Annotated in this window: 10 protein-coding genes and 2 pseudogenes; 10 read left to right on the forward strand and 2 right to left on the reverse strand. The window is 72.4% G+C overall.

The features are described from left to right. Positions 1-925: pseudogene (locus tag ACFHWT_RS14055) on the reverse strand (hypothetical protein); the annotation flags it as partial. A 357-nt stretch (positions 926-1282) separates the two neighbouring features. On the opposite strand from ACFHWT_RS14055, the pseudogene ACFHWT_RS14060 reads away from it, so the two are divergent. Both ACFHWT_RS14060 and ACFHWT_RS14065 read left to right on the forward strand, forming a co-directional pair. Beyond that, positions 1283-1954: pseudogene (locus ACFHWT_RS14060) on the forward strand (tetratricopeptide repeat protein); the annotation flags it as partial. Continuing rightward, on the forward strand, positions 1954-2994 hold the full coding sequence (locus ACFHWT_RS14065; protein ID WP_416595051.1) for an HAD-IIA family hydrolase: 1041 nt from the start codon (positions 1954-1956) through the stop codon (positions 2992-2994). The pseudogene ACFHWT_RS14060 and the gene ACFHWT_RS14065, both read left to right, overlap by 1 nt. A 124-nt stretch (positions 2995-3118) precedes the next feature. Here the strand turns inward: ACFHWT_RS14065 and ACFHWT_RS14070 are convergent, their stop codons facing one another. After that, entirely contained in the window at positions 3119-3457 is a 339-nt protein-coding gene (locus ACFHWT_RS14070; RefSeq protein WP_416595052.1) for an SCP2 sterol-binding domain-containing protein, read from the reverse strand. A 160-nt stretch (positions 3458-3617) separates the two neighbouring features. Between ACFHWT_RS14070 and ACFHWT_RS14075 the strand changes: the two genes are divergently transcribed. From ACFHWT_RS14075 to ACFHWT_RS14110, 8 genes are all read left to right on the forward strand, one after another. Next, positions 3618-4106, forward strand: coding sequence for a phasin family protein (locus ACFHWT_RS14075; RefSeq protein WP_416595053.1), 489 nt, complete (start codon positions 3618-3620; stop codon positions 4104-4106). Further along, positions 4103-4381 (forward strand): hypothetical protein, encoded by a 279-nt coding sequence (locus ACFHWT_RS14080; protein WP_282230534.1) that lies wholly within the window; start codon positions 4103-4105, stop codon positions 4379-4381. The genes ACFHWT_RS14075 and ACFHWT_RS14080 overlap by 4 nt, the downstream gene beginning before the upstream one ends. A gap of 26 nt (positions 4382-4407) precedes the next feature. Next, complete coding sequence (locus ACFHWT_RS14085; protein WP_282230535.1) at positions 4408-5226, forward strand: TlyA family RNA methyltransferase; 819 nt, start codon at positions 4408-4410, stop codon at positions 5224-5226. A gap of 29 nt (positions 5227-5255) precedes the next feature. Next, entirely contained in the window at positions 5256-6152 is an 897-nt protein-coding gene (locus ACFHWT_RS14090) for an NAD kinase (protein WP_282234654.1), read from the forward strand. A 47-nt stretch (positions 6153-6199) separates the two neighbouring features. Then, complete coding sequence (gene recN, locus ACFHWT_RS14095; RefSeq protein ID WP_416595136.1) at positions 6200-7957, forward strand: DNA repair protein RecN; 1758 nt, start codon at positions 6200-6202, stop codon at positions 7955-7957. Between the two features lie 96 nt (positions 7958-8053). Then, positions 8054-9232 carry a putative cytokinetic ring protein SteA gene (gene steA / locus ACFHWT_RS14100; protein ID WP_416595054.1) on the forward strand — a complete coding sequence of 393 codons (1179 nt, stop codon included), beginning with the start codon at positions 8054-8056 and terminating at the stop codon, positions 9230-9232. A 50-nt stretch (positions 9233-9282) separates the two neighbouring features. After that, positions 9283-10218, forward strand: a complete 936-nt coding sequence (locus tag ACFHWT_RS14105) for a copper transporter (RefSeq protein ID WP_282230537.1) — start codon at positions 9283-9285, stop codon at positions 10216-10218. A 27-nt stretch (positions 10219-10245) separates the two neighbouring features. Further along, entirely contained in the window at positions 10246-11103 is an 858-nt protein-coding gene (locus ACFHWT_RS14110) for a hypothetical protein (RefSeq protein ID WP_416595055.1), read from the forward strand. The last annotated feature ends 2 nt before the right edge of the window (positions 11104-11105 follow it).

Raw genomic sequence — 11105 nt, forward strand, 5'->3', positions numbered from 1 at the left:
GCGCCGATGGTACTGCACTCGTGAGGGTGTGGGAGAGTAGGTCACCGCCGGACATCTTTACAGTTGAGGGTCGCTCCCTGCGGGGAGCGGCCCTCAACTGTGTCTGCCCGCCGTACTTCGGTTGGGCGGCATCAGGGAGGATGTAGTCGTGAACCCAACTGGGCAGGATGGCGACCGACCTCGCCGCGCCGACGAACGATCCGGTCGTGCCGGCGGCCTCAGCCGCGGCTACGGCAGCAGCCGAGCTGACCGTGGCGACCGCACCTCGCCCCGAGACGAACGTGGCGACCGGACCCCGCGCCGGGACGGCCACGACACCGGGCGGCGCGGTGGTGAGCGCGGCGCGGAGCGGTTCCGTTCCGACCGCCGGCAGCCGTTGGTCGGCGAACGCCGGAGTGGTGCCACCGGTAACGACGGTGACCGCCGCCGGGGCGGTTGGGACAGTGACCGCCGACAGCCCGACGACCGCCGGGCCGGCGGCCGTGACCGTGGCTATGTGCGCCGTGACGAGTCCGGCGCAGGCCGCGAACCCTCCGGGTTCCGTCGGCGTGACGATGGCGGGTACCGCCGGCGTGACGACAGCGCATCGCGGCCGCACCGGGACCGACGCGGCGACTGGGAGCCTGCCCGCCGCCGTGACGACGACCGCCGGGGCGGCCGAGGGGAACCCGGTGGTGCCGCAGGGGAAAGAATCGGCGGGCCCCGCGAGGATCGAGGCTTTCGCAGCGACCGCCGGACCATGGATGGGGACGGCGGCGACCGCCGGCCCGAACGTGGCGGATTCCGGGCTGGGGGACCTCGCGAAAAGCGTGCTGACGGCGGGCGTCGGTTCGACGCCGGGCGGGGTCGGGAGGACCGGCGCTTCGAGCAGCGGGGCGGCGACCGACGTACCGGGCAGGGCGACGAGCGGCGCGACCGTTCCCATGATGATCGCCGGTCGGGCAGCTTCCCGACCGCCGGTCGACCGGCCGACCGGAGAAGCCCTCGCTCCGAGGATCGGCGCCCCCGCTCCGGTGACGCCGCCCGGTCCCGTGACGCCGGCGCGCCGGGGCAATTCCGCAGGCGTACGGACGGTCCGACCGACCGGCCCTTCCGCCGGCCCTCGTCGGATCGTTCCCCGGAGGCCTCCGCCGCGCCGTACCGTCGGCGCGACGAGGACGGTGCCGACCGCACGGCCGAAAGGACGCCGCCGCCGGAGTTGTCCGACGACATCCTCGCCACCGACCTGCACACCGAGATCCGGGCTGAACTTCTCGGGCTGGCCCGGCCGGTGGCCGACACGGTGGCCCGGCACCTCGTCGCCACCGGGCAGTTGCTCGACGGGGAGCCGGAGACGGCGCTCGCCCACGCCCTGGCGGCACGTCGGCTCGCCGCCCGCATCGCGGCGGTGCGGGAAGCGGTCGGGTTGGCCGCGTACCGGGCCGGGCAGTGGCAGACCGCCGTCGCCGAACTCCGGACCTACCACCGGATGACCGGACGTCAGACACACCTCGCCGTACTGGCCGACTGCGAACGCGCCCTCGGCCGGCCGGAGCGGGCGATCGACATCTACCGTGGTGCGGATCGAGCCAGGCTGGACCCCGCTGCCGCCGTCGAACTGTTGATGGTCGCTGCGGGTGCCCGGGGCGACCTTGGGCAGCCGGCCGCAGCGGTGGCGATGCTGCAGGTCCGGGAGCTAACCGTGGAATCCGCCGACCCCTGGGTCTGCCGGCTCCGCTACGCGTACGCCGATGCGCTGCTCAGCGCCGGGCGTAAGGACGAGGCCCGGGAGTGGTTCGCCCGGGCGGCCGAGGCCGACGAGGAGGCAGCGACTGACGCGACCGAGCGCCTGCTGGAGATCGACGGCGTACTGCTGACCGAGGCCGAGACGGACGACGTGGCCGACGACGAGCCGGCGGCGACGTCACAGCCCGGCAGCTCACCTCCTCGTAGCGCGGAAGAAGACGGGCCCCGATGACCCGAACCGACGACGCCACCGCCGGGCGCTGCGGGCTGTCCGCCGCATACGACCTGGTGATATTTGATCTCGACGGGGTGATCTACCTGATCGACCGGCCCATCCCCGGGGCGGTCGAGGCGGTGGATCGGCTGCGGCAGGCCGGCCTGCCGGTCGCGTACGCGACGAACAACGCCTCCCGGCGTTCGGCCGACGTCGCCGGGCTGCTCCGTGGCATGGGGGTGCCGGCCACTGCCGACGAGGTGGTGACGTCGGCCGGTGCGACCGCCGCGTTACTGGCACAGCGGTACGGTCCAGGCACCAAGGCACTGGTCGTGGGCGCGGACGCGCTGCGTGACGATCTCACTGAAGCCGGGTTGGCGCTGGTCGCGTCGGCCGATGACAAGCCCACGGTGGTGGTTCAGGGGTACGGCCCTGGGATTGGGTGGGCCGACCTGGCGGAGGCATCGGTGGCGATCCGGGGCGGTGCCGGCTGGGTGGCGACGAACACCGACCGGACCCTGCCCAGTGCCCGGGGACCGCTGCCCGGTAACGGCTCGCTGGTCGCCGCGCTGCGCACGGCGCTGAACCGGGAGCCGGACCAGGTCGTCGGCAAACCGGAACCGGGTTTGTTCGTCAGTACCGCTCGACGTGCCGGCGCCGCTCGGCCACTGGTGGTCGGTGACCGGCTGGATACCGACATCGAAGGGGCGAACCGCGCCGGTATGGCGAGTCTGCTCGTGCTGACCGGGATCAGCGACGCTCGGGAACTGCTGGCCGCCCCGCCGGCACGCCGACCGACGTACCTGGCGGCGGACCTCGGCGGACTGTTCGCAGCCGACGCCGCCAGGCCGATCGACGACGACCCGACGGACGGTGCCGGGTGGCAGGTGCACCGCCACGGATCGGCGGTGCTCGTCCTCGACGGCACCGGCGGTGACAGCGTGCAGGCGCTGCGGGTACTCTGCCGGCACGCATGGCAGGGTGACCCGGTGACCGAGGTGCGATCCGGGTCCGCCGCAGCCGAATCGGCGTTGCGTGACCTGGCGCTGGCGTGACCCGACATGCTGAGGTGCCACCGACATGCTGGGGTGACTCGACGCCGGGACGCGGCCTACCCTGACCGGGGACCGAATCGGTGGGCGAGCCGGGCCGGTGCAGCTGGCCACGGAGCGGGTCGGTTCACAACAGCTTTCGGAGCTTCAGCAGGTCGAACGGGCTGGCGCTGACCGACAGCCGTCGGGCCGCCAACGCGCGACCTACGTCGAGGTCGCCACGGACCAGCGCGAGCAGGTCGTCACTGCCGATGTTCATGGCGATCTTGGCCTTCGGGTCGTCCCCGTCGGCGAGGTCGACGAGACGACCATCGGTCAGCCGTCCGTGGAAAGCGGTGCCGAGATCGGTGATCCGGCAGGCGAGGGTACGGTCCAGGTTGACTCGTTCGCGTACCTGGTCGGCGTTGCCCTCGAGCCGGGTGGCGAGCTCCCGTAGTGCCTGCCGACACTCGTCGACGCTGGCCACAATCGCACCTCCCGGGCTTCGTGGTGGGTCGCGGTGCCCGGTTGGGTACCGCGACCGGTGGTCGCACCACCGGTGTTGCGCACAGGCACCGTACCGCACTGCGGCGTCGCGTCCCGGTAGCGTGTCAACCGAACATTCTCCGCGGTGAAGGAGTCGGACCATGCGTGACGCCTGGCGGGCGTACCTGGAACTGGCCCTCGGCCTGACCGAGGCGTCCCGGAAGAAGGCCGAGCAGACTGCGCGGTCGTTGGTCGGTAAGGGCGGGGCGACCGCCGCCCAGCTGCAGGCGGTGGCGGAGGACCTGCTGTCGGCCGGCACCGCCAACCGTGAGTCACTCACCCGGCTGGTGCGGGCGGAGGTGGACCGGGCGCTCGGTGCGATGGGACTGGTCAAGGCCGAGGAGGTCGTGGCGCTGCGGGACCGGATCGACCGGCTGGAGGCCGACATGGAGCGGGCCCGGAGCCGGGCGGCTGCCGCCTCGGCCGCCGCCGCCACGGCGGAAGCGGCGATTCCGCCGTCAGCCGAACCAGCCGTGGTCAAGAAGGCGGCGGCGAAAAACGCGGTGGCGAAGAAGGCCGTCGCCAAGAAGGCCGCGGCCAGCAAGACGGTGGACCGCAGATCCGACGACGGCTCGGCGGGTGGGCAGTGACCGGCCCGGTGCCGGGGCCCCCATCCGGTGGCCGGGTTTCGCCGACCCCACCCGGTGCGGCCGCCGCGTCGGGCACCGCGGCGGTGGACGGCACAGTCGGCGGTACGCACGTCACCGCCGGCGGTACCGATACCCGGACCGGGCACCCGGCGGTCGACGCGGCCATCGAGGCGGTCCGTAACGCCGCTAATCTGCCGCCGGCCGACCAGATTGCCCAGTACGAAGCGGCGCACGGCACCCTGCAGGAAGCTCTCGCCACCATCGACCAGGCCTGACCGGCCGAGATCCTCCCCGGAGTCGCATGGCACGCCGTAACCGCCTCGATGTGGAGCTGGTCCGCCGCGGACTCGCGCGGTCCCGTGAACAGGCCGCGGAGTTGATCGCGGCCGGGCGGGTGGAGGTGCGCGGCGTCGCCGCCGCCAAGGCCGCAGCGATGGTCGACCCGGCGGAGGCAGTCCGGCTGCTCGGTGAGAACCCGGCGGACGGGTACGTCTCTCGGGGTGCGCACAAGCTGATCGGCGCCCTGACCGGCACCGAAGTCGCGGTCGCCGGTCGGCGTTGCCTGGACGCCGGGGCCTCGACCGGCGGCTTCACCGACGTGCTGCTGCGGCGTGGCGCGGCCGAGGTGGTCGCGGTGGATGTCGGCTACGGACAGCTGGCCTGGTCGCTGCGGGGCGATCCGCGGGTACGCGTCCACGAACGAACCAACGTCCGTGCCCTCACCGCCGACCGGATCGACGGCCCGGTCGGGTTGACCGTGGCGGATCTGTCGTTCATCTCGCTGCGACTGGTCCTTCCCTCGTTGGTCGCCTGTACCGAGCCGGACGGCGATCTGTTGCTGATGGTCAAGCCACAGTTCGAGGTCGGCCGGGAGCGGGTCGGTTCCGGCGGGGTGGTGCGCGATCCGCAGTTGCGCGCCGAGGCGGTGCTCGCGGTCGCGCAGGCCGGTGCCCAGCTTGGCTTCGGCGTGTCGGCGGTGGTCGCCAGTCCACTACCCGGCCCGCGGGGCAACGTCGAGTTCTTCGTCTGGTTCCGGGCCGACGCGCCGCCCGTCGACCCGATCCGGGTGCGGGCTATCGTCGACGCCGGTCCGGCCACGGAAGAAGGTGGAGCGCGGTGAACGCGACAGTCCCGACCGGCGGGGCGCCGATGGCCCCCCGCGGTGCCAGAGCGGCGCTGCTTGTCACCCACACCGGTCGGCGGCGCAGCACCGACCATGCCCGGACCGTCGCCGCCGACCTGATCGAGGCGGGTTTCGAGGTACGGGTGGTCGCCGAGGAGGCCGACGATCTGGATCTGCCCGGGGTGCAGCCGGTCGGTGGTCCGGCGGCTGCCGACGGGGTGGAGATCGTGTTCGCGCTCGGCGGTGACGGTACCTTCCTGCGCGCCGCAGAGCTGGCCCGTCCGGCGAAGGCCCCGCTGCTCGGGATCAACCTCGGCAAGGTCGGGTTCCTGGCCGAGGCTGAGATCGGTGATCTGGACCGGGCGGTCCGGCAGGTGGTGGCCTGTGACTACACCGTGGACGAACGGTTGACCCTGGACGTGCGGGCCGAGCTGGAGTACGGCGTCACCATCGACTCGTGGGCGCTGAACGAGATCAGTGTCGAGAAGGGGCAGCGCGCCCAGATGCTGGAGCTGATGGTCGACGTGGACGGCCGACCGTTGTCGCGCTACGGCGCGGACGGGGTGGTCTGCGCTACGCCGACCGGGTCGACCGCGTACGCGTTCTCGGCCGGCGGTCCGGTGGTGTGGCCCGAGGTCGAAGCGCTGCTGCTGGTGCCGATCAGCGCGCACGCGCTGTTCAGCCGGCCGCTGGTGACCGCGCCGAGCTCCACCTTCGTCATCACCGTCGACCCGTACACCACGTTCGCAGTGCTGTGCTGCGACGGCCGGCGGGTCTACGATCTGCCGCCCGGTGCGCGGGTGACGGTCCAACGGGGCGACCTGCCGGTGCGGGTGGTCCGGCTGCATCCGCGACCGTTCAGCGACCGCCTGGTCGCCAAGTTCGATCTACCGGTCAACGGTTGGCGGGGTAACCGGCGCTGACCGCCCCGGGTAGTCAACGTCGCGGCCCGCTACTACTGTCGGTGGCTGTGCTGGAAGAGCTGCGCATCACCGGGCTGGGCGTCATCGAGGACACCACGCTGCCGTTGACCGGCGGCATGAATGTGATCACCGGTGAGACCGGGGCCGGCAAGACGATGGTGGTGACCGGGCTGGGGCTGCTGCTCGGTGGCCGGGCCGACGCCGGGCGGGTCCGAGCGGATCCTGGCCGGGCGGTCGTCGAGGGCCGGCTGCGGCTGGTCGGTGCCAGTGGAGCCGTGGTGCGCGAACGGGTCGTAGACGCCGGAGGCGAGCCTGACGAGGACGGTGTCCTGCTGCTCAGCCGTACGGTGACCGCTGAAGGACGGTCCCGGGCGCACGTCGGCGGCCGCGGCATGCCGGTGTCGGTGCTGAGCGAGATCGGCGCCCAGGTGGTCGCCGTGCACGGGCAGTCCGACCAGTTGCGGCTGCTGCGCCCGGCTGAGCAGCGGGCGTCGCTCGACCGGTTCGCCGGGGCCGACCACGACAAGCTGCTCGCGGCCATGCGGGAGACGTACGGTCGGTGGCGCCAGGTCAGCGAGGATCTGGCCGACCGGCGGCGCAACGCCCGCGAGCGCAACCAGGAGGCAGACCTGCTCCGGCTGGGTCTCGACGAGATCACCCGGGTCGATCCGCAGCCGGGCGAGGAGACCGCGCTCAAGGCCGAGGCGCAACGGTTGGAGCACGCCGAAGGGCTGCGTACCGCCGCCCAGCTCGCCGCCCTCGCTCTCGCCGGCGGCACCGAATCGGCCGACGACACGCCGGACGCGACCGGTCTGCTCGGCACCGCCCGCCGGTCGCTGGAGGCACAGGCCGGCGTGGACCCGACGCTCGGTGAACTGGCGGCCCGGGTGACCGAGGCGGCGACCCTGGTCGGCGACGTGGCGGCGGAGCTGTCCGGGTACCTCGCCGCGCTGGACGCCGACCCACAGCGTCTGCAGGTGGTCTACGAGCGGCGGATGGCGCTGCGCGGGCTGACCCGCAAGTACGCCGACGACGTGGACGGGGTGATCAGCTGGGCGGAGCGGGCCCGGTCCCGGCTGGCCGAGTTGGACAGCTCCGACGAGCTGCTGGACGAGCTGGACCGGGAACGTGCCCGGCTGGCCGACGAGGTGGCGGAGCTGGCGGCCCGGGTGTCGGCGGCCCGTCGGCAGGCGGCGGCGCGTTTCGCCGAGTTGGTGAGCGTGGAGCTGGCCGGGCTGGCCATGCCGCACGCCCGGATCGAGGTCGCGGTGCTCGCCCGGCCGGTCGGTCGGGGCGAGCCGACGTTGACCGTCGACGGAGCCGAGGCCGGTGTCGGCCCGGACGGTGCCGACGAGGTCGAGCTGCGGTTGCTGGCGCATCCGGGTGCGCCGCCACTGCCGTTGCAGCGGGGTGCCAGCGGCGGCGAGCTCTCCCGGGTGATGCTCGCCATCGAGGTGGTGTTCGCCGGAGCCGGCGGCCCGCCGACACTGGTGTTCGACGAGGTTGACGCCGGGGTGGGTGGGCAGGCCGCGGTGGAGATAGGTCGTCGGCTGGCCCGGCTCGCCCGTAGCCATCAGGTGCTGGTGGTGACGCACCTGCCGCAGGTGGCGGCGTTCGCCGACCGGCACCTGGTGGTGGCGAAGGACACCGGGGGAGCGGTGACGACCAGCGGCGTGCGGGTGGTCGAGGACACCGACCGGGCGCGGGAACTCGCCCGGATGCTCGCCGGGCTACCCGACTCGGATCTGGGTATCGCGCACGCGGAGGAACTGCTCGCGGTCGCCGCTCGCGATCGACGGGGTTGACCTGCCGGAGTCGGCCCGGTGTGTCTGACCTGCCGGTAGTGGCACAGCGGGCATGTCGTGTCGGTGTTCACCGCCCAACATGCCAGGATGGTAGGGATGCGTCTACCCACCTTGCGTCGAGCCCGTAATCCCGAGGCCGGAACGATCTCCGGCACGGCTCGGCTCGACCGCCGGACGAAGCGCCTTGCCGGTCGGCTCCGGCCAGGTGACATCGCCGTCATCGACCACGTGGACCTGGACCGGGTCGCGGCCGACTCGTTGGTCGCCGTCGGCGTGGCCGCAGTCCTCAACGCCAAGCCGTCGGTCTCCGGCCGGTACCCGAACCTCGGTCCGGAGGTGCTGATCCAGGCGGGTATCCCCCTGGTCGACGGCCTTGGTGAGGACGCGTTCGAGAAGATTCGCGAGGGCGACACGGTACGGGTCGACGGGGCCGGGGTCTTCGTCGGTGACGACCGGGTGGCGTCCGGGGTACGCCAGGACGCGGATTCGGTCGCCAAGGCGATGGCCGAGGCCAGGGAAGGACTCTCGGTCCAGTTGGAGGCGTTCGCCGCCAACACGATGGAGTACCTCAAACAGGAACGGGACCTGCTGCTGGACGGGGTCGGGGTACCGGACATCGAGACCAGGATCGCTCGCCGGCACTGTCTGATCGTGGTCCGGGGTTACGACTACAAGGCAGACCTGGACGTGCTGCGGCCGTACATCCGGGAGTTCAAGCCGGTCCTGATCGGTGTGGACGGGGGAGCGGACGCGCTGGTCGAGGCCGGCTACACCCCCGACATGATCATCGGGGACATGGATTCGGTCACCGACGACGTGCTGCGCTGCGGCGCCGAGGTGGTCGTCCACGCCTACCGCGACGGCCGGGCGCCGGGCATGGACCGGGTCCGCGAACTCGGGGTGGAGGCGTTGACCTTCCCGGCGGCGGCGACCAGCGAGGATCTTGCCATGCTGCTCGCCGACGAGAAGGGCGCGTCGTTGATCGTCGCGGTCGGTACCCACGCCACGCTGGTCGAGTTCCTCGACAAGGGGCGGGGCGGGATGGCCTCCACCTTTCTGACCCGGTTGAAGGTCGGCGGTAAGCTGGTCGATGCCAAAGGGGTGAGCCGGCTGTACCGGCAGAGCATTTCCGGCTCGTCGTTGCTGCTGCTGGTGCTCTCCGCGATCGCAGCCATGGCGTCCGCCGTGGCGGTTTCCACGGTCGGTAAGGCCTATCTCGGGGTCGCATCCGAGTGGTGGGACAATTTCGTCTTCCAGTTGGGTCAGCTCTTCTAGCGCGGACGAAACTGCTGGTCAGCGCAGACGGATCGGAGAAGGCGGCAAGTGTGATCAACTTCCGTTACCACGTGGTGTCGCTCACCGCGGTGTTCCTCGCCCTGGCGATCGGCCTCGTGGTCGGCACCGCTGCGCTGAACGGCCCGGTTGCCGATTCTCTGAGCGACAACGTGAATGCGCTCCGCAAGGACAACACGCAGTTGCGGGAAACCGTCAACTCGCTGCGCGAGGAGGTCAACCGTGAGGAGGACTTCGTCGCCGAGGCCGCGCCGATCCTGCTCGCCGACAAGCTCGCCGGTCGCCGGTTGCTGGTGGTCTGTCTGCCCAGCGGCCGGGACCACGCCGAAGGCGTGATGGCCGCGCTCGACCTCGCCGGAGCGACGTTGACCGGCCGGATCGACGTGCAGGACAAGTTCGTCAACCCGGACAACAGTGTCGAGTTGCTGGAGCTCGCCACGGCGGCGGCCCGCCCCACCATCCCCACCGCCGGACTGCCCGGTAACAGCGACGGGGTGGAGACCTCCAGCGCGCTGCTGGCCAGCGCGCTCATCGACCGAGAGGAGCCGCCGGCAGTCGAACCGGCGGACCTGGCGGCGCTGCTCGACGCGTACGGCGACGCCGGCTACATCACCGTCGAACAGGAGGTCACCGGACCTGCTGAGGCGGTCGTCGTGGTCAGCGGGCAGCCGTACGTCGACCGGGACGCCGCCAAGAAGGACGCTGCGGTGGTCACCATGGTGGTGCAGTTCGACCGGGTCAGCCAGGTCGTGGTGGCCGGGACCGGCTCCAGTGACGGGAACCTGGTCTCTGCGGTCCGCGACGACCCCACGCTGACCCAGTCGATCTCGACCGTCGACAACGGCAACACGACCGCCGGCCAGTCGGTGACGGCGCTCGCCGTGGCCGAGCAGTTCACCCTCGATCAGGCCGGGCATTACGGGCTTGGCGCGGGTGCCACGTCGTTGATGCCGAAACGTCCCGAATAGCACCCTGTCGACGGAGTGAAACCCCTGATGCCGAATCGTAGCCTGCTGGGCCTGTTGCTGCTCGGTGCCGGCGGTGCCGCCGCCGCCCGCGTCGCACTGCGCAGCGCCAAGCGGATCGCACCCGGTGGCGCATTGGAGCGCACCAACTTCCGGGGCCGTTCGGTGAGCCTCGCCGGCGGCCCGGCCCTCGCCGCCGCCGCGTCGACCGCCGCCGCGTTCGGGGCCGCGAGCCCGCCTGCCGCCGCAGCGGCGCTGGTCGCCGGTGCCGGTGCCGGAGCGGTCGGGCTCTACGACGACATCGTCGGCGCCCGACCGGACCAGCGGGCGGCCAAGGGCTTCGCCGGGCATCTCTCGGCGCTGCGGTCCGGCCGGGTGACCAGTGGGCTGGTCAAGATCGTGGGGGTCGGCGCCGCCGCCACCGCCGCGGCCGCGCTGCTCGCCGCGGACCGCCGGGACACCGCCCGCCGACCGGTCACCCGGGCGGCTGACGTGCTGCTCGGTGCCGGCGTCATCGCCGGCACCGCCAACCTGGTCAATCTGTTGGACCTGCGTCCCGGGCGGGCGGCCAAGGCCGGGCTGCTGATCGCCGCCCCGTTGCTGGCCGGCCCGACGGCGGGCACCGCCGCGGGGACCAGCGGCGCGGTGCTCGGGCTGCTCCGCGACGATCTCGACGAGCAGGTGATGCTCGGCGACTGCGGCGCCAACGCGCTGGGTGCCCTGCTCGGGGTCGCCGTCGCGCAGCGTACCGGGCCGGCCGGCCGCGCGGCCGTGCTCGCCGTGCTCGCCGGGCTGACCGCAGCGAGCGAGCGGGTCAGCTTCACCCAGGTGATCGCGCGCACCCCCGGCCTGCGTGAGCTCGACGCCCTAGGCCGCCGGACACCCTGACC

Source organism: Micromonospora sp. LOL_021, assembly GCF_048060215.1.
Classification (GTDB): domain Bacteria; phylum Actinomycetota; class Actinomycetes; order Mycobacteriales; family Micromonosporaceae; genus Micromonospora_E.

Bases quoted from the DNA above. Each gene is read 5' to 3' on its own strand.
- ACFHWT_RS14090 (WP_282234654.1), top strand. From the start codon at position 5,256: ATGGCCCCCCGCGGTGCCAGAGCGGCGCTGCTTGTCACCCACACCGGT.
- ACFHWT_RS14085 (WP_282230535.1), top strand. From the start codon at position 4,408: ATGGCACGCCGTAACCGCCTCGATGTGGAGCTGGTCCGCCGCGGACTC.
- steA (WP_416595054.1), top strand. From the start codon at position 8,054: ATGCGTCTACCCACCTTGCGTCGAGCCCGTAATCCCGAGGCCGGAACG.
- ACFHWT_RS14110 (WP_416595055.1), top strand. From the start codon at position 10,246: ATGCCGAATCGTAGCCTGCTGGGCCTGTTGCTGCTCGGTGCCGGCGGT.
- ACFHWT_RS14075 (WP_416595053.1), top strand. From the start codon at position 3,618: ATGCGTGACGCCTGGCGGGCGTACCTGGAACTGGCCCTCGGCCTGACC.
- ACFHWT_RS14065 (WP_416595051.1), top strand. From the start codon at position 1,954: ATGACCCGAACCGACGACGCCACCGCCGGGCGCTGCGGGCTGTCCGCC.